Source organism: Enterobacter wuhouensis (genome assembly GCF_035835995.1).
Classification (GTDB): domain Bacteria; phylum Pseudomonadota; class Gammaproteobacteria; order Enterobacterales; family Enterobacteriaceae; genus Enterobacter; species Enterobacter wuhouensis.
Genome location: NZ_CP142124.1, coordinates 2,956,845 through 2,979,056 on the forward strand (window position 1 = coordinate 2,956,845; position 22,212 = coordinate 2,979,056).

General features: G+C 57.6%; 16 protein-coding genes and 1 tRNA gene. 10 read left to right on the forward strand and 7 right to left on the reverse strand.

Translation table 11 applies throughout. From position 1 onward, the window contains the following. Nucleotides 1-48 precede the first annotated feature (48 nt). A complete protein-coding gene (locus tag VPX56_RS14270) occupies nucleotides 49-912 on the reverse strand; it encodes an N-acetylmuramic acid 6-phosphate etherase (RefSeq protein ID WP_326467142.1) in 864 nt (287 codons plus the stop codon). 144 nt (nucleotides 913-1,056) lie between these two features. Here VPX56_RS14270 and VPX56_RS14275 point away from each other — a divergent pair, with 144 nt between their 5' ends. After that, on the forward strand, nucleotides 1,057-2,673 hold the full coding sequence (locus tag VPX56_RS14275) for a sensor histidine kinase (RefSeq protein ID WP_326467144.1): 1,617 nt from the start codon (nucleotides 1,057-1,059) through the stop codon (nucleotides 2,671-2,673). After that, nucleotides 2,670-3,389, forward strand: coding sequence for a two-component system response regulator DcuR (gene dcuR, locus VPX56_RS14280; protein WP_326467146.1), 720 nt, complete (start codon nucleotides 2,670-2,672; stop codon nucleotides 3,387-3,389). The genes VPX56_RS14275 and dcuR overlap by 4 nt, the downstream gene beginning before the upstream one ends. Here the strand turns inward: dcuR and VPX56_RS14285 are convergent. Both VPX56_RS14285 and VPX56_RS14290 read right to left on the reverse strand, forming a co-directional pair. Further along, nucleotides 3,370-4,332 carry an FAD:protein FMN transferase gene (locus VPX56_RS14285; RefSeq protein ID WP_326467148.1) on the reverse strand — a complete coding sequence of 321 codons (963 nt, stop codon included), beginning with the start codon at nucleotides 4,330-4,332 and terminating at the stop codon, nucleotides 3,370-3,372. The genes dcuR and VPX56_RS14285 overlap by 20 nt on opposite strands. A 94-nt stretch (nucleotides 4,333-4,426) precedes the next feature. Continuing rightward, nucleotides 4,427-7,207 carry a flavocytochrome c gene (locus tag VPX56_RS14290; RefSeq protein ID WP_326467150.1) on the reverse strand — a complete coding sequence of 927 codons (2,781 nt, stop codon included), beginning with the start codon at nucleotides 7,205-7,207 and terminating at the stop codon, nucleotides 4,427-4,429. A 610-nt stretch (nucleotides 7,208-7,817) separates the two neighbouring features. Between VPX56_RS14290 and VPX56_RS14295 the strand changes: the two genes are divergently transcribed. Then, the gene (locus VPX56_RS14295; protein ID WP_207389429.1) at nucleotides 7,818-9,326 is read left to right on the forward strand and encodes an anion permease; all 1,509 of its coding nucleotides are present in this window, start codon (nucleotides 7,818-7,820) and stop codon (nucleotides 9,324-9,326) included. Between the two features lie 55 nt (nucleotides 9,327-9,381). Continuing rightward, entirely contained in the window at nucleotides 9,382-11,031 is a 1,650-nt protein-coding gene (gene fumA / locus VPX56_RS14300; protein WP_326467153.1) for a class I fumarate hydratase FumA, read from the forward strand. Here the strand turns inward: fumA and VPX56_RS14305 are convergent. Beyond that, the gene (locus tag VPX56_RS14305) at nucleotides 11,020-11,925 is read right to left on the reverse strand and encodes a LysR family transcriptional regulator (protein ID WP_326467155.1); all 906 of its coding nucleotides are present in this window, start codon (nucleotides 11,923-11,925) and stop codon (nucleotides 11,020-11,022) included. The two genes, fumA and VPX56_RS14305, sit on opposite strands and share 12 nt — an antisense overlap. Before the next feature lie 94 nt (nucleotides 11,926-12,019). Here VPX56_RS14305 and VPX56_RS14310 point away from each other — a divergent pair, with 94 nt between their 5' ends. The 3 genes from VPX56_RS14310 (at nucleotide 12,020) to VPX56_RS14320 (ending at nucleotide 15,682) form a co-directional block, all read left to right on the forward strand. Beyond that, a complete protein-coding gene (locus tag VPX56_RS14310; protein WP_326467157.1) occupies nucleotides 12,020-13,318 on the forward strand; it encodes a serine hydrolase domain-containing protein in 1,299 nt (432 codons plus the stop codon). A 261-nt stretch (nucleotides 13,319-13,579) separates the two neighbouring features. Next, nucleotides 13,580-14,875, forward strand: coding sequence for an MFS transporter (gene tcuC, locus VPX56_RS14315; RefSeq protein ID WP_326467159.1), 1,296 nt, complete (start codon nucleotides 13,580-13,582; stop codon nucleotides 14,873-14,875). Between the two features lie 15 nt (nucleotides 14,876-14,890). Continuing rightward, nucleotides 14,891-15,682, forward strand: a complete 792-nt coding sequence (locus tag VPX56_RS14320) for a substrate-binding domain-containing protein (RefSeq protein ID WP_396127626.1) — start codon at nucleotides 14,891-14,893, stop codon at nucleotides 15,680-15,682. On the opposite strand, the gene VPX56_RS14325 is transcribed toward VPX56_RS14320, so the two are convergent. Next, complete coding sequence (locus VPX56_RS14325) at nucleotides 15,657-16,556, reverse strand: L-proline-binding transcription factor PsrA (protein WP_326467161.1); 900 nt, start codon at nucleotides 16,554-16,556, stop codon at nucleotides 15,657-15,659. The two genes, VPX56_RS14320 and VPX56_RS14325, sit on opposite strands and share 26 nt — an antisense overlap. A 170-nt stretch (nucleotides 16,557-16,726) precedes the next feature. Here VPX56_RS14325 and VPX56_RS14330 point away from each other — a divergent pair, with 170 nt between their 5' ends. The 3 genes from VPX56_RS14330 (at nucleotide 16,727) to VPX56_RS14340 (ending at nucleotide 18,761) form a co-directional block, all read left to right on the forward strand. Beyond that, nucleotides 16,727-17,683: an EAL domain-containing protein gene (locus tag VPX56_RS14330; protein WP_326467163.1), complete on the forward strand. Its 957-nt coding sequence runs from the start codon at nucleotides 16,727-16,729 to the stop codon at nucleotides 17,681-17,683. 104 nt (nucleotides 17,684-17,787) lie between these two features. Continuing rightward, nucleotides 17,788-18,585 (forward strand): DgsA anti-repressor MtfA, encoded by a 798-nt coding sequence (mtfA, locus tag VPX56_RS14335; protein ID WP_131632103.1) that lies wholly within the window; start codon nucleotides 17,788-17,790, stop codon nucleotides 18,583-18,585. A gap of 100 nt (nucleotides 18,586-18,685) precedes the next feature. Next, a tRNA-Asn gene (locus VPX56_RS14340) sits at nucleotides 18,686-18,761 on the forward strand. 145 nt (nucleotides 18,762-18,906) lie between these two features. Here VPX56_RS14340 and VPX56_RS14345 read toward each other — a convergent pair. Both VPX56_RS14345 and VPX56_RS14350 read right to left on the reverse strand, forming a co-directional pair. Next, complete coding sequence (locus VPX56_RS14345) at nucleotides 18,907-20,679, reverse strand: aminopeptidase P family protein (protein WP_326467167.1); 1,773 nt, start codon at nucleotides 20,677-20,679, stop codon at nucleotides 18,907-18,909. A gap of 18 nt (nucleotides 20,680-20,697) precedes the next feature. Beyond that, entirely contained in the window at nucleotides 20,698-22,152 is a 1,455-nt protein-coding gene (locus VPX56_RS14350) for an AMP nucleosidase (protein ID WP_326467169.1), read from the reverse strand. Nucleotides 22,153-22,212: the final 60 nt, after the last annotated feature.

Genomic DNA, 22,212 nt, shown 5'->3' on the forward strand with positions numbered 1-22,212 from the left:
AAAACGTCAAAGCCCGCATTCGCGGGCTTTTTTATATCCAAAGCATCACTACGGCGCTTCCTGCAGCGCCACGCGAATAAACCCGTTGTTCTGCGCCAGCAGGTCATGCGCTTTCCAGGCGTCCAGACCGGTGAGCACCATCAGCACCGCCGTTTTACAGTTATGGTTGCAGCCCTCCAGCGCGGCTTTCGCCACCGCTCGGGTGCATCCCCCCGCTTCCATCACGATCGCGATCTGACGCTCGGCCCACTTCGTGCTGCTCGCCTCCAGATCCACGCGCAGATTGCTGTAAACGCGCCCGGTTCTAATCGCCAGCCCGGTAGTCACCATGCTCAGGATCATTTTTTGCGCGATCCCGGCTTTGGTATTGATATACCCGGCCACCACGTCCGGCCCTACATCGGGCGCAATCACCATGCTCGCCAGCTGTGCAGCCTCACTTTTCGCATCGCTGGTGATGACGGCAACCGTTGCGCCAAGCGACCACGCATGTCGCATTGCCCCCCATACCCACGGCGTTTTTCCGCTGACGGTCACCGCCAGCATCATATCGTGCTCGCCAAACTTCATGGTCTGTAGATCGGCGACGCCGCGCTCGTAGCTTCCGGCATCATCGCCTGCGGTGATAGCAATAACAGGGGTTTTACCAGGCGCATACTCATCGGCCGCCTGCTTTGCCACATCGCCGGATGGGCCTGCACCAACGATGACCAAACGACCACCGTGACTCAGCGTCGCCGCCGCGTTATCCACCGCGCGGGCAATTGTTGTTAAGCAGGGGGTGAGAGCTTCAGAGATTTGGGCATCATCCTGGTGAATGACGTTCAGCATGTCCAGCGTGGACAATCTGTCGATATTCATCGTGCTGGCGTGCCGTCTTTCCTTGACCGAACCGGTAAGCATAATGCTCATAAACAGCCTCCTTATTATGAGTTCCCACACACTATAAAGTGTTTTATATGGTTGACCTGCGAGGAGCATCACGAAAACGCATGGCTTTATGAAACGCCCGTCATCAGCGATAATTAGCCCTTTGATAAATATCGCGGAGTGTTGATGAGCGATTTGCAGCCCTTTCCCCTGACGCGCAAGCGCCCAATGAAGCTGAACACGCTGGTCACGCTGATGGTGTGTGCCATTATTGGTTCCGTGCTGCTGCTGGTCTTCGCGCTCTATTCGGCTCAAATCACGCGAGCCACCCGCGATGACGTGAAAGATACGGCGCTGGGGATCGCAAGGACGTTTGCCGATAGCCCGGAGGTTAAGCGTGGCCTGATGCAGGCGCCTCAGGCCGATATCATTCAGCCCATCGCTCAGGCCGTAACGCAGCGCAACGATTTGCTCTTTACCGTGGTGACCGATATGCGCGGTATTCGCTACTCGCATCCCAACGAAGCGCTGCTGGGCCTGCACTTTATCGGCGACGATCTGACGCCCGCGCTGGAAGGAAAAGAGAATGTCTCGGTTAACCGGGGCGCGCTCGCCGAGGCGCTACGCGTTTTCACGCCCGTCTATAACGCCCGGCATGAGCAAATCGGCGTTGTCGTCGTCGGTATCTCGCTGCACAAAGTCGAGAACCAGATCGCGCGCGGGCGCCTGAACGCCGTGTGGACCATTTTGTTCAGTATCCTGATGAGTTCGCTGGCCATCTGGGGGCTGGTGCGGGTGCTCAAGCGCATCCTGTTTGGGCTTGAGCCATACGAAATCTCCGCCCTGTTTGAGCAGCGGCAGGCGATGCTGCAGTCGCTGCGTGAGGGGGTGTTGGCCGTCGACAATCAGGGGCGGGTGACGATGATCAACCACACCGCCAGGGAGATCCTGCTTTTGCCTTCCGGCCAGCAATCCGAGAATGCCAGCGCCCCGCTGCTGGCCAGCCTGCGCGAGGTGTCGCAAACCGGCGTCGCCCGGCAGGACCGGGAGATCAGCTGTAACGGCAGGCTTCTGCTGTGCAATATGGTGCCGGTCAAAAGTCAAAACCGGGTGATTGGGGCGATCGCGACCTTCCGCGATAAAACGGAAATCAGCCAGCTGATGCAGCGTATCGACGGCATGGTCAACTATGTCGATGCCCTGCGCGCCCACACCCATGAATTTATGAACAAGCTGCACGTGATTTTGGGCCTGCTGCACATGAAGCGCTACGACAAGCTGGAAGAGTACATCATCCAGACGGCGCAAAACTATCAGACGGATATCGGCACTATCCAGAGCAAGGTGAAATCGCCGGTCATCGCCGGGTTCCTGCTGGGTAAAATCAACCGGGCGAAAGAAGCGGGCATTACGCTTAGCCTGGCAGACGAATGCCAGATACCCGATACCGCCAACGAAGAGCAGGTGGCGGTGCTGGTTACCGTCCTCGGTAACTTAATTGAAAACGCACTGGACGCAATGGAAGGCCAGCCGGAAGGCGAAATCACTCTGCTGTTACACTATCAAAACGGCTGGCTCAGCTGCGAAGTCAGCGACGACGGTCCCGGCATCGATCCCGTCCAGCTGGACGATATTTTTACCAAGGGCTTCTCAACAAAAGGTGAAAACCGGGGCGTTGGTTTGTTCCTTGCGCGTCAGCAAATTCAGAATCTGGGCGGTGACATTTCCGTTGAGTCTGAACCTGGCGTATTTACCCAATTTTTTGTTCACATCCCCTGGGATAGCGAGAGGAATATCGCGTGATAAATGTATTAATTGTCGATGATGACGCCATGGTAGCCGACCTCAACCGTCTGTACGTCAACCGCGTTGAGGGTTTTAGCTGCTGCGGCGTCGCCTCCACGCTCAACCAGGCTGAGGCCATTATCAGCAACCCCGACCAGCCGGTGGATCTGGTGCTGCTGGATGTCTATATGCAGCAGGATAATGGCCTGGATCTGCTGCCGATCATCCGTGCCTCAGGCCGCCCGATCGACGTCATTATGATCTCCTCAGCCTCCGATGCGACTACGATCCAGACCTCCATGCACTACGGCGTGGTGGATTACCTGATCAAACCCTTCCAGTTCCCGCGCTTTGAAGAGGCGCTGAACGGCTGGAAGGCAAAGCACAGCCTGATGGGCTCGCACCAGTACTATGAGCAGGCAGATGTGGACAGGCTTTTGCACGGCGGCGCGCCAGAGCTGGCGGACAGCAAGAAGCTGCCGAAGGGATTAACCCCGCAAACGCTGCGCACCATTTGCCAGTGGATCGACGCCCACCCCGGCATGGAGTTTTCCACCGACGATCTGGCAAATGCGGTGAACATCTCGCGCGTCTCCTGCCGCAAGTACCTGATCTGGCTGGCGCAGATTAATATTCTGTTCACCAGCATCCACTACGGCGCCACCGGGCGTCCGGTGTATCGCTATCGTCTCCAGCCCGAGCAGACGGCGTTACTTAAACAGTACTGCCAGTAACGCGGTAGCTGTCGTCAAGCAAGGCAAAGCGGAAGTGGTGCGCTGAAGAGATCACCACTTCTTTTGTTTTGGTCACGAAGATGGCTTCGATATCGGGGCGCGCGCGCAGCGCGGCACAGCCTTTCTCCACGCCCATGCCGTACATTAGGGTGGTCCAGATATCCCCGTCGATGGAATCTTTCGACACGATGGTGACGCTGTCCAGCTCGTTGTCCAGCGGATACCCGGTTCGCGGGTCAAGGATGTGATGATAGCGTTTGCCGTCCTGCTCAAAGTAGCGCTCATAGGTTCCCGAGGTGACGACGGACCTGTTCTCTACCGTCATCGCGCCAATCAGCGCCTCACCCGCGAAGGGCTTTTTCAGCCCGACGCTCCAGCCCCCTTCCGGCGAGCCTAACGTCTGGATATTTCCTCCGAGGTTAATCAATCCCAGATCGACCCCCTCTTTGCGCAGATAATCCCGCACCCTGTCGGCGATATAGCCTTTGGCGATTGCCCCGAGGTCGATCTCCATTCCTTCTCTCACCAGAAAGACGCTGCTGTCCGGTTCATTCAGCACCACATCCGCAGGATCGGTTATGCCCAGCAGCGCCGTAATTTCATCGGCAGGCGGAACGCTGTCGCCCCGAAAGCCAATCCTCCAGCGCTTCACCAGCGGACCGATGGCAAGATTAAAGGCGCTGTCCTTGAGCATGCTCGCCGCTTTCGCGCAGCGGATAAGCTCGAATACCGGACGACTCACCGCAACCGGATGCTGGCCGGCAGCATGGTTGATATCCATCACCTGCGAATGCGCGCGGTTGACGGTAAGCAGATCTTCGTACTGTTTAATCAGGCGAAATACGCACGACGCGAGAGCTTCATCATGGGAAAAGAGTTTGAGGAGGATGGGCGATCCCATCAGGACGGCGGAATAACTGTAAACGCGATGGTCATCAGGCATAGCATGAGTCCTCAGATGTAGCCCCGGCAAGCACCGCGCCGCCGGGGAAAATGCCGGATCGCGCTGCGCGGGTCCGGCATACAACACAGGGGTCTTACTGCTTTTTCGAACGCATAGCCGCCTGATGTCCTGCAAGCGTACCAAAAATAATGATATCTGCCACTGCGTTACCGCCGATGCGGTTTCCGCCGTGGATCCCGCCAACCACTTCACCGGCGGCAAACGCCCCGGGCAGCACGTTGTGGTTGCTGTCCAGCACGCAGGTGTCGGTGTTAATGGTCACGCCGCCCATGGTGTGGTGAACGCCCGGCGCAATCTGAATGGCGTAGAACGGCCCTTCATTGATTGGCGCACGCAGCGCGGTGGTACGGCCAAAATCATCATCGTGCTGTTTTTCAACGAAACCGTTGTAGCGCTCAAGCGTTGCCAGGAAGGCGTCAGGGTCCATACCCAGCGCTTCCGCCAGGGCTTTCGGCGAGCTGGCGCTGGTCACGAAACCTTTCGCGATGTACTCATCCGCCGCTTTGTTTTTGGTACGGACATGCTCATCGAAGACGATGTACGCGTATTTCTCCGGCAGCGCGATAATTTGCGCCGACACTTTATCGCGGGTCGACATTTCGTTGTAGAAGCGCTCCCCTTTCTGGTTAACCAGAATCGCCCCGCCGCCGCGGATGGATTCGGAAATCAGGTACGAGGTTTTCTGCTCAACGGTTGGGTGGATCTGAATTTCGCCCATATCCACGGTGCCCGCGCCGATACGTTCCAGCAGCGCGATGCCGCCACCCGTTGCCCCTTTGTGGTTGGTGGTGACGAACCCTTCCAGGTCCGGACGGTATTTGACCACCATCTGGCTGTTGGCGCTGAAGCCGCCCGTCGCCACAATCACGCTTTTGGTTGCCACGGTGACGGTTTCGTTCTCTTCGGTGGTCAGACGTACGCCGGTCACTTCGCCGTTCTCGAAGATGATGTCGCTGACGGAGGTATCCAGCATCACGTCGATGTTACGTTTATTAACGTTACGCACCAGGCCGCTGATCAGATAGCCGCCCACCGCAGAACCGTCTTTTGGACGGTGGGTGCGGTCGATGCTCATCCCGCCGGTGGTGGTGATGTCGTTCAGCATGATGCCGCGCGTTGCCAGCCACTCGATGGCCTCCGGCGCGTTCTCCACAAAGCGACGCAGCAGTTCCGGGTTGTTCTTGTTACCGCCGCCTTTCAGGCTTTCCTGATAGAACAGCTCTTTGCTGTCCTGAATGCCCTTCACGCGCTGGAAGCGGGTTTCCGCCGCGTTCATCCCGGCAGAGGCTTTGATGGTGTTCCCGCCGATGGTCGGCATTTTTTCGACGATCAGCACGCTTGCGCCCTCGTCGTGGGCCTGAATGGCTGCCGCCAGCCCTGCGCCGCCGCTGCCGATAACGACAACGTCTACGCTTTTCGCTTCGTTCGGGTCAACGCCCTCTTCCGCCGCCAGCGCTTTGCTGGATTTCAGCATCGCTTTAGAGACCGCTTTTTTCACCGCTTCGCTCTGGCTGGTCGCGCCGGTGATGGCGTCCACGTGCGGGGTATTGGCATCCAGAATACGGGTGCGGATCTCTTCGAAGCTGGTGACAAACTCCACGTCGTCGTTCGGGCCTGATGCCAGCTCGATATCGGCAATGCGGTCGGTCTCAAGGCTGACGTTAATCACCAGCTCGTTGACGTCGTCCTGCACTTTCTCAATAAAAGTACCGGGTTTGAATTTGGATTCGCCCATGCTCATGTCGCGGATCATCGCTTCCACCAGCGAGAAGCGCCACAGCGGCTCAGGGATGTTCAGCGCCTCGCGTTGAGTGCTGTCCATAAACAGCTCAAGGCTTTCGCCTGCCGCGATGCGGTCGGTCCAGTCCGGGTAGGCAATGGTCGCGCGGCCAACGGCAATCAGATCGTAACCGTGGTCCAGGGCTTCATTGACGTCAGCGGCATTAACAACGCCGCCCACGCCCATCACCGGCACCTGAGCCAGGGTTTCGGAACGCATCGCGCAGTATTTCTCGATAAGCGGCGTTGGGTCTTGCGTATCCACAATGGATGGACGCAGGGTAGCGCCAACGGAGAAGTGCAGATAATCCACGCCGCGCGCCGCCAGTTTTTCCAGCAGGTACATGGTGTCGTCAAAGCGAATGCCGGGGACTTCCATCTCTTCAGGCGAGAAGCGGTAGCCAATAATGAAGGCATCGTCGGCGTACTGGCGCACCATTTTGTGGGTGATGTCCAGCACGGCCAGCGGGAACTTCGCGCGGTTATCGCGGCTGCCGCCCCACTCGTCGTCACGCTGGTTTGAGTTCGGGGAATAGAACTGCTGAATCAGATAGGTGTTCGCCCCGTGGATCTCCACGCCGTCGAAACCGGCCAGAATCGCGCGGCGCACGGCTTCACCGAACTTGCCGATCATGCCTTCTACTTCTTCAGCGGTCAGCGCAACCGGGGTCGCGGCACCGTCACGCGGTGCAGCAACGGCGCTTGGGCCAACCGGCGTACGGCCCCCGATCAGTTTCGGATCGACCATGCGGCCACCGTGGTAGATCTGCAGGAGCGCCTTAGACCCTTTGGATTTGATGGCCTCAGCGATTTTCGCCAGACCGGCAATTTTTTCGTCGCTATCGATACCAATCGCGCCAGGGAAAGCAAGACCGAGATCGTCAACAAAGCAGCACTCCACAATGATGGTGCCGATGCTGCCTGAACGCGCCCGGTAGTACTCCACCAGCTCGCTGGTGACCGTACCATCATAATAGCCCGTACAGGTGGTCATAGGCGCCATTAACAAACGGTTTTTCAGTTCAGTGCCATTCGGTAAAGTGAAGGGGCTTAGAATGCGTTCGTTAGTGCTCATAATAGAAACTCCAAACTTTTAAAAATTAAGAATTCGTTATCGGGCTGGATTTTATTTCGATGTTTTATGCCGATGTCATGATATTAATATAATGCTTTTTTTAGTTTCTAAAGCCATTACGTTAGTTAAAAAACTATTTAATCCCAGCAATAACATTAATAACACATTGGTGTTAGTGAAGATGTTTCATCAATTCACAACAATTTAAAATTCGTTAAATTATCAATGGTCAAACCAATACACCAAAACCACAAAATAAGCCTATAAATCAATAGATAAAGATGATTCCATTTTTGATATGTTATCAAATTGATAAATAGATTACTAAAAATCAGATAATAACCACACTAGCCAAAGTGGTTATTTTAAAAAGCATAAAAATACGCCTTCAATTCTGTTTTTTTGATCGCAATCAATAGTTATGGCATCCAAAGGCGCAATATAAAAACATCATCATTTTTTAATTTAGCGCTCACGAAAATGCGTTAAATCGCTATTACTGAAAATACGAATCCACACCTTTAATAACTAAAAAAAGCAAAAAAACTAAAGAAACAGAATTTGTGTTTTCACCATACGACGAATTTTTGACAACTTAAGACGTGAAACTATGAATACAAAAACTGCTGTAACGCCTCCTGCGGCGAGTAAAGCAACAGACGGGAACGCAAAACGTCTGCTCATGATGGCGCTGCCGATTATCGTCGCCGTGCTGCTGCTGTTTGTTCCCGTCCCGGAAGGGCTGCCGCCTTACGCGTGGCACTACTTCGCCATCTTTGTCGGCGTCATCGTCGGGCTAATCTTCGAACCGCTGCCGGGCGCGGTGATCGGTCTGACCGGCGTTGTCGCCATTGCGCTGTGCAGCCAGTGGGTGCTGTTCAGCCCGGAACAGCTGGCTGACCCAAAATTCAAGCTGGCGGGCGCCTCCTTTAAATGGGCGGTGAGCGGATTTGGTAACTCCACCGTCTGGCTGATCTTCGGCGCCTTTATGTTCGCCGCGGGCTATGACAAAACCCGCTTCGGCCGCCGTCTGGCGCTGATTCTGGTGAAATACCTCGGCCGCCGCAGCCTGACGCTCGGCTACGCCATCACCTTCGCGGATCTGCTGCTGGCACCGTTTACCCCGTCCAACACCGCGCGCAGCGGCGGGACAATCTACCCAATCATCGCTAACCTGCCGCCGCTGTACGGTTCAAAACCGAATGACCCAAGCGCGCGTAAGATTGGTTCGTACCTGATGTGGGTGGCGATCACCGCGGCCTGTATCACCAGTTCGATGTTCCTTTCTGCTCTGGCACCTAACCTGCTGGCGCTGGCGCTGGTGAAAAGCACTGTCGGGATCAACATCTCCTGGGGCACCTGGTTCATCGCCTTCCTGCCGCTGGGCGTGCTGCTGATCCTGACCATGCCGCTGCTGGCCTACTGGTTCTATCCGCCTGAAGTGAAGGTGAACGACGAAGTACCGCTGTGGGCGACCCGCGAGCTGGAAAAACTGGGCAAACTGTCCCGCAACGAAATTCTGCTGCTGGTGTTCGTATGCTGTGCGCTGCTGATGTGGATCTTCGCTGCCGCGTGGATTGAACCGGCAATGGCTGCCCTGCTCATCGTGGGCCTGATGCTGTGGACCGGCGTACTGGAGTGGAACGATATCACCGGTAACAAAGCCGCGTGGAACACCTTCGTCTGGTTCGCCACGCTGGTAGCGCTGGCGGACGGCCTCTCTTCCACCGGCTTCATTGCCTGGCTGGGTAAAGAAGGCGGTCTGTTAATGAGCGGTATCTCGCCGGGTGTGGCCACCATCGTCCTGCTGCTGGCGTTCTACCTGCTGCACTACCTGTTTGCCAGCACCACCGCGCACACTACCGCGCTGCTGCCAGCGATGCTGACCATCGCCTCCACCATTCCGGGCATGAATATGGAAGTGTTCGTTCTGCTGATGGTGACCTCGCTGGGCGTGATGGGGATCATCACCCCGTACGGTACTGGCCCAAGCCCGATTTACTACGGCAGCGGCTACCTGCCAACCAAAGACTACTGGCGTCTGGGCACCATCTTCGGCGCCATCTTCCTGGCGGCCCTGCTGCTGATTGGCTATCCATGGATGTCCATGATGTTCTGATTCCTGACCGCCGGACTTCTCCTCCGGCGGTTTTATTTTTGTGGAGCAATACGCTATGTCGAATAAACCGTTTTTCTACCAGAACCCCTTCCCGCTCGCGCACGATGACACCGAATACTATCTGCTGACCAACGAGCACGTCTCCGTTGCGGAGTTCGACGGTCAGGAAGTCCTGAAGGTGGAGCCGGAAGCGCTGACCCTGCTGGCGCAGCAGGCCTTCCACGATGCGGCGTTTATGCTGCGTCCTTCCCATCAGAAGCAGGTTGCCGCGATCCTGAACGACCCGGAAGCCAGCCAGAACGACAAATACGTTGCCCTGCAGTTCCTGCGTAACTCTGAAATTGCCGCAAAAGGCGTGCTGCCAACCTGTCAAGATACCGGCACCGCGATCATTATGGGCAAAAAAGGCCAGCGCGTCTGGACCGGCGGCGGTGACGAAGCGGCCCTGAGCCAGGGCGTGTATAACACCTACATTGAAGACAACCTGCGCTACTCGCAGAACGCCGCGCTGGATATGTATAAAGAGGTGAATACCGGCACCAACCTGCCCGCGCAGATTGATCTCTACAGCGTGGACGGCGACGAGTATAAATTCCTGTGCATGGCCAAAGGCGGCGGTTCAGCCAACAAAACCTATCTCTACCAGGAAACCAAGGCGCTGATTACCCCGGCGAAGCTGAAAAACTACCTGGTTGAGAAGATGCGCACCCTGGGCACCGCGGCCTGCCCGCCGTACCACATTGCCTTTGTTATCGGCGGAACCTCCGCTGAAGCCACGCTGAAAACCGTTAAGCTGGCCTCCACCCGCTACTACGACGCGCTGCCGACGGAAGGCAACGAGCACGGCCAGGCGTTCCGCGACGTTCAGCTCGAGCAGGAACTGCTCCAGGAAGCGCAGAACCTCGGCCTTGGCGCGCAGTTCGGCGGGAAATATTTCGCCCACGATATCCGCGTGATCCGCCTGCCGCGCCACGGCGCCTCCTGCCCAATCGGCATGGGCGTCTCCTGCTCCGCGGACCGCAACATCAAGGCAAAAATCAACCGCGACGGGATCTGGATCGAGAAGCTGGAGCACAACCCGGGCCAGTACATTCCTGAATCCCTGCGCCAGCAGGGTGAAGGCGAGGTGGTCAGCATCAACCTGAACAAGCCGATGGGCGAGATCCTGGCGCAGCTTTCCGCGCACCCGGTCTCCACCCGCCTGTCGCTGAACGGCACCATCATCGTGGCGCGCGATATCGCCCACGCGAAGCTGAAAGAGCTGCTCGACAACGGGGAAGAACTTCCGCAGTACGTGAAGGATCACCCGATTTACTACGCGGGCCCGGCGAAAACGCCGGAAGGTTACGCCTCTGGCTCGCTCGGCCCAACCACCGCGGGCCGCATGGACTCGTACGTGGATTTACTGCAATCCCACGGCGCGAGCATGATCATGCTGGCAAAAGGCAACCGCAGCCAGCAGGTGACGGACGCCTGCCACAAGCACGGCGGCTTCTACCTCGGCAGCATCGGCGGCCCGGCGGCGGTGCTGGCGCAAAACAGCATCAAGAGCCTGGAGTGCGTGGCCTACCCTGAGCTGGGAATGGAAGCCATCTGGAAAATCGAAGTCGAGAACTTCCCGGCGTTTATCCTGGTGGATGACAAAGGCAACGATTTCTTCCAGCAGATCCAGAACCAACAGTGCAAAGGCTGTTCACAGCGCTGAGTGCTTCCACAGGTCCGGCAATAGCGCCAGCGCGTCAGCAATGATGGCGCGCTTGTCGCTGCCCGGCTTCCAGATGGTGACCATCGTCTGACTAATCCCCTGGCTGCCCACTTCGGTGCGCAGCCTTTTTACGTTTTCCCACTCGGCCGCATGAAAATGCGTCGGCAGAAATCCCCAGCCGCAGCCCTGTACCAGCAGGCCACGCAGCATCTCCAGCTCGTTGGTAAAAATCGTGTGCCCTGAGATTTGCAGGCGGCGCGCCACCGGTTCGTCTGAGGCCGCGTGCATAATCACCTGCGGCACCAGAGAGAGATCGAGCAGCGACAGCGGAGAGGTGATATCCGTAAAAAGCGTCGCAGAGGCATAGAAATCCATATCAATCGCCCCGAGCGCCCGCCACTCCATCTCATTGCCCACGCTGCGGTTGCGCGCCTGGCAAATGCCGAGATCCGCCCTGCCCGCGGCAAGCAGGCTCTCCGCTTCATCGCGCGAGGCGCAGGTCAGGCTCAGGCGGATGTTGCGCTTTGCCATGTCGGCAATCAGCGCCTGTAAAAATGCTCTCGGGGTAAAGGGATCGTAAACGAGGGAAATACCCTGCGCTGCGCTGGCGGGCACCTCCCGGGCGAAGGCTTCAAATGCCCTCACCTGCCGCATCAGCAGATGCGCCTGCCGCTGAAGCTGCTCCCCCTCCGGCGTTAACCGCAGGGTGCGTCCTTCGCGAAGAAACAGCGCATAGCCCAGTCCATCCTCCAGAAAATCAATCAGATCGCGCAGCGTGGTGCGGTCTTTTTTCAGCTTAACCGCCGCCTGGCTCAGGCTGCCGTGCTCGGCCACGGCGGTAAACGCCTCAAGCTGCGCAAAGGAATAGCTCAACGTCGCCACACTCTTCTCCATGTAAAATTTCGGGGGATTTTCCCCCATTACGCGTTTTTTATTATAGGCCTCAGGTTCTTAAACTGAAGTCACTCCTGAGCTAAATGAGATCGATATGAAAAACACACCGTTAAACATCACCCTGCTGGCGGGCCTGGTTCTCGGCAACCTGTTATCCCCTGCCGCCATGGCCGCCTGCAAAGGCACCGAACTGAACGCCTGTCCGGTTCCTTTCGATAGCAAACTGCCGGACACGCACACCATGCTCACCTGGAGCCAGGCCGATCGCGTCGTCGGCTTTCGCAATGATTACCGCAACTACGCCGGCGATGTGTTCCGTCACGGCAACGCCACGCCGCTGCTGGCGGCAGAGAAACCCCTGACGGATGCCCGCTATCAGGTGAACGGTAAGACCTACAGCCTTCAGGATTACCTTACGCGCCAGAACGTGAGCGGCATGCTGGTATTGAAAGACGGTAAGGTCGCCTTTAAATATCTCGGCGAAGGCAACACCGACTCCACGCTCTGGACGTCGCGCTCGGTGGGCAAATCGGTGGTATCGGCGCTGGTCGGCGTGGCGATTAAAGAGGGCAAAATCCACTCGCTGGACGATCTCATCACCCGATACGAACCGGATTTAAAGGGCACCGCCTGGGACGGCGTGACGCTGAAGCAGCTGATTACCCACACCTCGGGCGTGGCGTGGAATGAGGATTACACCAGCCCGAACTCCGACTTCGCGCAGCTCACCGAGTGCGAAGCCAGGCCCGGTACTTACGACTGCGTGCGCAAGCTGGTTTCAGGCTTACGCCGTGAACACCCGGCCGGAGAGCACTGGTCCTACTCCTCCGGCGGCGCATGGCTGCTGGGTGACGTGCTCGAGCGCGCCACCGGCATGACGCTCGCCGCGTATCTGGAGCAAAGCATCTGGCAGCCGTACGGCATGGCGAGCGACGGCGTGTGGCATGCCTACAGCAAAGGTCAGCACGATGTCGGTGCCCACGGGTTCAACGCTACCCTTGAGGACTGGGGGCGCTTTGGCGAGTTTATCCGGCATAACGGCACGCTGCCGAACGGTAAACAGATCCTGCCTGACGGCTGGGTGAAAGAGTCGTCACGCTGGACCCGTGCCGCAGGATCGGTGTCGGACGCGCATCCTCAAGGGCTGTACGGCTATCAGTGGTGGAACAACGAAGTACCGGTCAATGCCGCCAACGTTCAGCCGAGCGCGCAGGCCTCGCTGAAAGGCTCGCTCTGGGCGCTGGGGATATTTGGCCAGATGATCATGGTTAACCCAGCGGAAAACCTGACGATCGTTCAGTGGTCCACCTGGCCCCAGGCGGAACCGTCATTCAGCGCCCAGCCGCTGGAGGCATCGCTGATGTTTAGCGCCATTGCCAACGCGCTGCGCTAAATCCTGTAAGCCAGGCTACGCCTGGCTTTTCCCCTGCGCGACTTCACAAAATCGCAATATCAATGACTTACATAAACCCGGAGATTCAATAACTGTCCTTTTTGTTAAGTTATTGTTAAGCAAATAACTTCCCAACAACATATTGCCATTGATGCACAGAACGCATCAGCCTATGTGCCAAATGCGCTTATCTATTTACCTTTCCTGATCCAGTTTTCAGAAACAGACGGACAACACGTCAATAATAAACTGGAGACTACGATGATTTCCTCACCCTTACCTGCAACCGTTCGCGCCAGAGCGGGCGCGATACTTCGCGTCACTTCGGGCAACTTCCTTGAGCAATTTGACTTCTTCCTGTTCGGGTTTTATGCCACCTACATCGCGCATACGTTCTTCCCGGCAAGCAGCGAGTTTGCTTCGCTGATGATGACCTTCGCCGTCTTCGGCGCAGGCTTCCTGATGCGCCCCATCGGCGCAATCGTCCTTGGGGCGTACATCGATAAGGTGGGTCGCCGCAAAGGCTTGATTACTACGCTGTCGATTATGGCGGCCGGAACCTTCCTGATTGTGCTGATCCCCTCCTATGAGAGCATCGGCCTGTGGGCTCCGCTGCTGGTGCTGGTCGGGCGACTGCTGCAGGGCTTTTCCGCCGGGGCAGAGCTTGGCGGCGTGTCGGTCTATCTTGCCGAAATTGCCACCCCGGGCCGCAAGGGATTTTTCACCAGCTGGCAATCCGGCAGCCAGCAGGTAGCAATTATGGTGGCCGCCGCAATGGGCTTTGCGCTGAACGCGCTGATGGAAGAGAGCGCCATTCGTGAATGGGGCTGGCGCATTCCGTTCCTGTTCGGCTGCATGATTGTGCCCTTTATCTTTTTCCTGCGCCGCAGGCTGGAAGAGACCGACGCGTTCCGCGCCCGCAGCCATACCCTGGCGATGCGTCAGGTGTTTACTACCCTGCTGGCAAACTGGCCGGTTGTGGTCGCGGGCATGCTGATGGTGGCGATGACCACCACGGCGTTCTATCTGATCACCGTCTACGCGCCAACCTTCGGTAAAAAAGTCTTAATGCTTAGCGCCTCTGACAGCCTGCTGGTCACGCTGCTGGTCGCCATCGCCAACTTTATCTGGCTACCGATAGGCGGCGCGCTGTCCGACCGTTTCGGACGTAAGCCCGTGCTGATTGCCATGACGCTGCTTGCGCTGGCGACCAGCTATCCGGCCCTGACGCTGCTGGCAGAGGCGCCGAGCTTCTCCATGATGCTGAGCGTGCTGCTGTGGCTCTCTTTCCTGTACGGCCTGTATAACGGCGCGATGATCCCGGCGCTGACGGAGATCATGCCGGTTGAGGTGCGCGTCGCCGGGTTCTCTCTGGCGTATAGCCTCGCCACCGCGATCTTTGGTGGGTTTACGCCCGTCATTTCAACGGCCCTGATTGAGTACACCGGTGATAAAGCCTCCCCGGGATACTGGATGAGCTTCGCCGCGATCTGCGCGCTGCTGGCAACGCTCTATCTCTATCGTCGCAGCGCCTTAACCCTGCAAACCGCACGTTAATACAGAGGGAAAATTATGCACCCATTTATGCGTTCAGGACTGACCGGTCTGGTACTGATGGCGGCCAGCGCAGGCGCGCTGGCTCAGGAGGTGACGGTCATGATTTCAGGCGGTTTCAAAGCCGCACTGGAAAAGCTGGCGCCACGGTATGAAGCCCAAAGCGGCGATCGCATCGTGTTGATATCGGGTCCGTCGATGGGAAAAACGCCCCAGGCCATCCCCAACCGCCTGGCGCGAGGTGAAAGTGCGGACGTGGTGATTATGGTTGGCGACGCGCTGGACGCGCTGGCGCACGACAGGATGGTCAAAGACGGTTCTCGCGTTGAGCTGGCGGATTCGCCGATTGGCATGGTCGTAAAAGCGGGGTCTCCGGTGCCGGACATCGGAACGGATACCGCCCTGCGCCGGACCCTGCTGCAGGCCAGCACCGTCGCCTACTCCGACAGCGCCAGCGGCCGGTACGTACAAAGCCAGCTGTTCAAAACGCTGGGGATTAATGAGCAGATGGAGGGAAAAGCGCACAGGGTGGAGCGTATTCCGGTTGCCTCCGAAGTGGCGAAAGGCAAATACAGCATCGGTTTCCAGCAGGTAAGCGAGCTGCTGCCCGTTCCCGGCGTGACCTTTGTCGGCAAGCTGCCGGATAATCTGCAGTACATTACCCGTTTTGCCGGGGCGGTGACCGCCCGCGCGGCGCACCCTACCGAGGGCAAGGCGCTGCTGGATTTCCTCTCCTCTGCGAAGGCGCGGGAAACCATCTCCGCAACCGGGATGATCCCCGTCGCTACACCTCGCGATAGCGTTCAGTAATGAGCGCTTCAAGCTCGGCGGCAATCCACGACTGAATGCGCCCGCTGCGCCGAATCAGCCCGACGGTGCGTTTGACTTCGGGTTCGGTCAGCGGGATATGCGTCAGAAATGAATGCTCAGAGCGCGGCATCGACATCGCGGGGACGGCAGCAATGCCAATCCCCGCTTCGACCATGCCCAGCATCGTCGTGACGTGGCGGGTTTCGCAAATCCCTGGCCGCTCTGGCTTTATATGGCCGAGCATCTGGTCGAGCAAATTACGGTTCCCGGACGTGATATCCAGGCTGATGTAATCCTGCTGGTAGAACGCCTGCCATGTCAGGCTCCTTCGCCCCGCCAGGGGATGATCGCGACGGCACGCGGCGACATAAACATCCTCCACCAGCGGGATAAAGGTGATATCCGGCTGAAGGCTCCTCGCAAAACAGATGCCAAAATCCGCCTGGCCGCTGGCGACCGCCTCAATGACATTGCCCGCGCTGCTGTCGATGAGCTTGATGCGCACGCGCGGATAGCGGGCGTGGAACTGGCGGATCACCTCCGGCATAAAATGGCAGGCCGCCGAAGGCACTGCGGCAACGGTGATCGATCCGGTACGTTCCTCGCTGACTTTATCGATATCTGCCAGCATCGACTCCACGCTTTCCAGAAGCTGCCCGCAGCTTTCGGCAAAGCGTTGCCCGAAAAACGTCAGCGCCACGCGTCGGGTGGTCCTGTCGAACAGCTTCGCGCCGACCGCCGTCTCCAGCTTCTCAATGCGCCTGCTTAGCGCGGACTGGGAGAGACAGATAGATTCTGCGGCAATGCGGAAATTGCCGTATTCCACCAGGGCTCTGAAGGCATAAAGATCGTTAAGGTCAAAATTGACGGGCATTTTTTTCTGGCAATCCTTAGCGCTTTCGGGAAATGTGTGCATTCATAATAGCGAGTTATGCATAAGCGGCAACCGCCCCGCCGCCGAGGCGTAATCGGAAAAAGGAAGACCGCACGGACGCCTGCGAGAAACACGCTGCGAAAAATGTCACTTTATAGGCTATAAAAATTATGGCAAAACAGAAAGTTAAGATAATTTTCGCCCTGTGCTGCATGCTGGCTATTTTGCTCTGTGCAGCCGTACTGGTGGCGTTCAACGTGCCGCTGGTCTGGATTTTGGTCTTATTGACCGTGCTAATGACGTTCATTACCGCCGCCGTGCTGTGGCGATACGTTATTCGCGAGCCTAATCCCTATGAAGATCTTGAGCTGGCCATTGAGCAGAATGAAATTGTGCCGCTCTATCAGCCGATTGTGCACAGCGATACGGGCGACGTTTATGGTGTCGAAGTGCTTGCCCGGTGGGCCACTCCGTCAGGCGAGCTGGTTTCACCGGCAAGCTTTATCCCGATGGCGGAAGAGAGCGGACTGATTATTCCCCTCACCCGTAAGCTGATGGCGCAGGCCGCGCTTGAGCTTCCGGCCATACTGGCAACGAGCAAAAACCCTTTTCACGTGAGCTTTAACTTCACCACCTCACATATTCAAAGCGATACGTTTATTGAGGATTGCCGCACCTTTCTCGGGCGGTTTCCGAAAGAGCGTATTCGCCTGACCGCAGAGATCCTCGAGCGCGAACCCTTTGAGAAAGTAGCGGCGCTTAAGGAAACCCTCGCCCTGATGCAGGCGCATGACGTTACCATCGCACTGGATGACTTTGGCACCGGCTATTCGAATCTGAACTATCTTAATGCGCTCCCCATCGACCTGATTAAAATTGATAAGATATTCATCAACGGGCTGACGTATGAGGATACCTCAACGCGGCTCATTGATTTGGTCATCGATATGGCCAAATCGCTGAAGTTAAGCGTGCTGGTCGAAGGGGTGGAGACGTCGTACCAGGTTGAGTATCTGCGGAAAAAGAAAGTGGATTACTTTCAAGGGTATTTCTTCTCGCCGCCCGTTCGCGCGGATGAATTAGCCTCCTGGATGGCGAGGGATGCTACGACATACTTCACAAAATGAATGACATAGTGGTAAAGCACTACCGTGGATGACAAGCGAAGTGGTAACGTGTGTAGCACCTGACCTTTCAATTTTGTTCAAGTGACGAGTTTGCGAGCAAAACGATGATTAAGTGGCCCTGGAAATCGAATGAAGCTGGTCGAAACATGGCGCTGCCGTGGGATGAAGCGCTGGCGATACCCGTTCTGGCTAATCTCCAGCCGGATGAACAGTCAAAACTGATCCAACTGGCAGATCGTTTTTTGCAGCAAAAGCGCCTGGTTCCCCTGCAGGGTTTTGAGCTGGACCCCCTCAAAAATACGCGTATCGCCCTTCTTTTCTGCCTGCCGGTGCTGGAGCTGGGTATCGAATGGCTGGATGGTTTTCATGAAGTGCTCATTTACCCTGCCCCGTTCGTGGTGGACGACGAGTGGCAGGATGATATCGGCCTGGTGCATAACCAGCGCGTGGTTCAGTCCGGGCAAAGCTGGCAGCAGGGTCCCATCATTCTCAACTGGCTGGATATTCAGGATTCATTTGACGCCTCGGGCTTCAACCTGATTATTCACGAAGTAGCGCATAAGCTTGACACCCGCAACGGGGACCGGGCCAGCGGCGTGCCGTTCATCCCGCTTCGCGAGGTCGCGGGCTGGGAGCATGACCTGCATGCGGCAATGGACAACATCCAGGACGAGATTGATCTCGTGGGTGAGAGCGCGGCCAGCATCGACGCCTATGCCGCAACCGATCCCGCAGAGTGTTTTGCCGTGCTGTCCGAATATTTCTTCAGCGCGCCTGAGCTTTTTGCCCCACGCTTTCCGGCGCTGTGGCAACGTTTCTGCCATTTTTACCAGCAGGACCCGCTGCAGCGTTTACGTAAAAACGGCGAGTATGGCGATAATCTCTCCGCTCAGGTACACTAAAACAGCAGTTTGCGGGTTAATTAATCAATTGAATCAGCACGTTAATTTTAGTGTTGACACAATTTAGCGGGGTCATTAATATGCGCCTCGTTCACACGATTCCTCTGTAGTTCAGTCGGTAGAACGGCGGACTGTTAATCCGTATGTCACTGGTTCGAGTCCAGTCAGAGGAGCCACATTTAGAAAAGCCTGCTTTTAAAGCAGGCTTTTTGCTTTTCTGCGTCGGGTGAATTGTCGGGTGGCGGCTTCGCCTTACCCGACCTACAAAAACCTCACATCGTAGGCCGGGTAAGGCGAAGCCGCCACCCGGCGAAAGTCGCACTATCCGTTCACACGAATCGGCGCCGTCGCCTCCACCAGCCACGCGCGCGCATCGCCCTCCACCCGCGGTGACAGCGCCTCGCGAACCTGCTGATGATACTCGTCCAGCCACCGTTTCTCCTGCTCGCTCAGCAGGTGCAGCTCAACCTGGCTTAAATCAATTGGGATCAGCGTCAGCGAGGCGAATTTGCAGAACCCCGGGCGGCTTTCAACAATCTCCACCTGATTTTCAATACGAATGCCGTGGCTGCCCCCAAGGTAGTACCCCGGTTCGATGGTCATAATATTTCCCGCCACCAGCGGCCACGGATTCACTTTTTTGGCGATACGGTGCGGGTTTTCGTGGATAAGCAGCTGATGCCCCACGCCGTGCCCGGTACCGTGATCGTAATCCAGCCCCATTTCCCACAGCGGACGACGCGCAAAAGCGTCCAGCTGATGTCCCTGGCTTCCGGACGGGAACTGCAGCGTAATCAGCGACAGGAAGCCTCTCAGCACGGCGGTATAGTGCAGGCGCTGCTCGGGATCGACCTTGCCCCACGCCAGCGTACGCGTAGCGTCGGTGGTGCCGTTAAGGTACTGACCGCCTGAATCGTTCAGATAAAAATGGTCATGACCGATGGGCTTGTTGCTGGCTTCGCTGGAGTGGTAATGGCACATCGCCGCGTTGCTGGACGAGGCGGAGATGGTCGCAAAACTTTGCTCAATAAATCCGGGCTGCTGCTCGCGAAACGCAAGCTGTTTTGCCTGCACCTCCAGCTCCGTCAAAGGCTGGCCCGCCGCAGCGCGCAGTGGCACCTCGCGGCTCAGCCAGGCGAGGAAGTTAACCCATGCCGCGCCGTCCTGATGATGGCATTCACGATAGCCCGCCAGCTCAACCGGGTTTTTACTGGCCTTCAACAGGGTAATCGGATCGGTCTGCCAGACAATCTCCCCCTGCGGCTCAATGGCAAAGCGCAGAGCAACCGGCGCGGAGTCGGCGTCGACCATCACTCGCTTGCCCTGCGACAGCTGCCGGCAGCGCTCGATAAACGCATCCTGCGGATAAATCGTGAAGCTGCTTCGCACCGTATCCGATAACGCCGCAAGCTTGTTGTCGTTAACAAACCATTCGACGCTTCCGTCGCGGCTGAGAAGCGCGAAGGAGAGGGGTACCGGGCTGGTCGGTATGTCCGAACCGCGCACGTTCAGCAGCCAGGCGATGTTATCCGGCAGCGTGACGGCCAGGTAATCAGCATTGTTCGCGGCCAACACGGCAGCGACGCGCTGGCGCTTGTCGGCGCTGCTTTCGCCGTTGATATCAACCGGCATTTCCCTAATAATCCCGGCCGGGGCGGCGGGTCGGTCAGTCCAAAGGGTATCGAACGGTGACTGATTCAGCGGCACCAGCTCGCACGGCGTCGCCGACAGCTGCGTAAACTCGGCGTTGGTCATCAACAGGGCGTCGAACCCGATGCGGGTTCCGCGCTCAACGTTGTGCTCAAGCCACTCAGCCAGCGGTTCATTATGCAGATGATGGATCTCCACCTCATCCATATTGACCTGCACGCGTGCCTGAACCTGATAGCGACCGTCGACAAAGAGCAGGGCTTTATCTTGCAATACCAGCGCCAGGCCTGCCGAGCCGTCGAAGCCCGTCAGCCAGGCCAGCTTTTCGTCGTACGGGGCGCAGTATTCGCTCTGCCAGGCGTCCGCCCGCGGGACGATCGTTCCGTCGAGATGGCTGGCCTCAAGCCAGTGGCGCAGGGCAGAGAGCGGTGATGTGCTGGACATTGTTTTTCCTTATCGTTATTAGCGGAACGGCGGTTCGTTGAAGGTGCGCAGCTTGCGCGAATGCAGCTTGTCGCCCTCCGCCCGCAGCAAATCAATGGCGCGAATGCCGATCTGCAGGTGCTCGGAAATGGCACCTTCGTAGAAACGGTTTGCCTGTCCCGGGAGCTTAATTTCACCGTGCAGCGGTTTATCGGACACGCACAGCAGCGTGCCGTAAGGCACGCGGAAGCGATACCCCTGCGCGGCGATGGTGGCGCTTTCCATATCAATCGCCACCGCGCGGCTCAGGTTGAAGCGCAGCGCGGAGGCGGAATAGCGCAGCTCCCAGTTGCGGTCATCGGTGGTGACGACGGTTCCGGTACGCAGGCGCTGCTTAACTTCTTCACCCGGCATACCGCTCACCTCTTTGGTGGCGTCGTAGAGCGCGCGCTGCACTTCGGCGATGCTCGGGATCGGGATATCCGGCGGCAGTACCGCGTCGAGCACGTGATCGTCACGCAGATAGGCGTGCGCCAGCACGTAGTCGCCAATCAGCTGGCTTTCGCGCAGGCCGCCGCAGTGGCCAATCATCAGCCAGACGTCCGGGCGCAATACCGCCAGGTGATCGCAGATAGTTTTGGCGTTTGACGGGCCCACGCCGATGTTGATCAGCGTAATCCCCTGACCGTCGGCGGTGATCAGGTGCCAGGCCGGCATCTGGTGTTTTTTCCACGCCAGGTCTGAAATGGCCTGCTCGGGGGCTTCCGTCTCGGCGGTGATCCAGATCCCGCCCGCGCAGGAGAGGGCAACGTACGGGCTGTCCGGATCGAGAATTTGGCTACAGCCCCAGCGGACGAATTCGTCCACGTAGCGGGTGTAGTTGGTGAACAGCACAAACGGCTGGAAATGCTCGGCGGGCGTGCCGGTGTAGTGGCGCAGGCGCGCCAGGGAGAAATCCACGCGGCGGGCGTCAAAATGCGACAGCGGGGAAAATTCTGCCGGATGATAAATCCCGTCCGCCGTCTCATCGCCAATCTGCGAAAGCTCGGTGGTCGGGAAGTGGCGCGTCAGCCCCGCGCTCATGGAGCGATCGAGGGTCAGCGCCGAGCCGTCTATCACGTACGGATACGGAATTTCATGCAGGGACGGTTCAACGGAAATATGCGCGCCGTAATCCTGATACAGCAGGGTCAGCTGTTCTTCAAGATAAGGGCGGAACAGCGCCGGACGGGTCACGGTGGTGCTGTAACAGCCGGAGTGGGTGAAGCGCGCGTAGGCACGCGTTTTCGGCGTGGTGCTGGCGCTGCCGTCCCAGGTGACGGAGAGCGAGGGATAAACAAAAAGGCCGTGACTTCTGGCCTTCTCGTCGGGAAGTTTTCCCGTTTCAATGTATTCACTAATGGCGCTGCGCAGCGCGTTGACGGACTGTTCATACAGCGCGTCGAGTTTTTCCAGCGCCTGAGCCGGGGTCAGGCTGGAGCCCTTATTATTCATGTCTGTCTCCTTGTTCCACAGGTGTGACTCTACCCGATAGTATGTCACTCGCCTGTGAAA

Bases quoted from the DNA above. Each gene is read 5' to 3' on its own strand.
- tcuC (WP_326467159.1), top strand. From the start codon at position 13,580: ATGATTTCCTCACCCTTACCTGCAACCGTTCGCGCCAGAGCGGGCGCG.
- VPX56_RS14295 (WP_207389429.1), top strand. From the start codon at position 7,818: ATGAATACAAAAACTGCTGTAACGCCTCCTGCGGCGAGTAAAGCAACA.
- VPX56_RS14325 (WP_326467161.1), bottom strand. From the start codon at position 16,556: ATGCCCGTCAATTTTGACCTTAACGATCTTTATGCCTTCAGAGCCCTG.
- VPX56_RS14330 (WP_326467163.1), top strand. From the start codon at position 16,727: ATGGCAAAACAGAAAGTTAAGATAATTTTCGCCCTGTGCTGCATGCTG.
- VPX56_RS14275 (WP_326467144.1), top strand. From the start codon at position 1,057: ATGAGCGATTTGCAGCCCTTTCCCCTGACGCGCAAGCGCCCAATGAAG.
- VPX56_RS14310 (WP_326467157.1), top strand. From the start codon at position 12,020: ATGAAAAACACACCGTTAAACATCACCCTGCTGGCGGGCCTGGTTCTC.
- VPX56_RS14270 (WP_326467142.1), bottom strand. From the start codon at position 912: ATGAGCATTATGCTTACCGGTTCGGTCAAGGAAAGACGGCACGCCAGC.
- VPX56_RS14320 (WP_396127626.1), top strand. From the start codon at position 14,891: ATGCACCCATTTATGCGTTCAGGACTGACCGGTCTGGTACTGATGGCG.
- VPX56_RS14290 (WP_326467150.1), bottom strand. From the start codon at position 7,207: ATGAGCACTAACGAACGCATTCTAAGCCCCTTCACTTTACCGAATGGC.
- VPX56_RS14305 (WP_326467155.1), bottom strand. From the start codon at position 11,925: ATGGAGAAGAGTGTGGCGACGTTGAGCTATTCCTTTGCGCAGCTTGAG.
- fumA (WP_326467153.1), top strand. From the start codon at position 9,382: ATGTCGAATAAACCGTTTTTCTACCAGAACCCCTTCCCGCTCGCGCAC.
- VPX56_RS14350 (WP_326467169.1), bottom strand. From the start codon at position 22,152: ATGAATAATAAGGGCTCCAGCCTGACCCCGGCTCAGGCGCTGGAAAAA.
- VPX56_RS14345 (WP_326467167.1), bottom strand. From the start codon at position 20,679: ATGTCCAGCACATCACCGCTCTCTGCCCTGCGCCACTGGCTTGAGGCC.
- mtfA (WP_131632103.1), top strand. From the start codon at position 17,788: ATGATTAAGTGGCCCTGGAAATCGAATGAAGCTGGTCGAAACATGGCG.
- VPX56_RS14285 (WP_326467148.1), bottom strand. From the start codon at position 4,332: ATGCCTGATGACCATCGCGTTTACAGTTATTCCGCCGTCCTGATGGGA.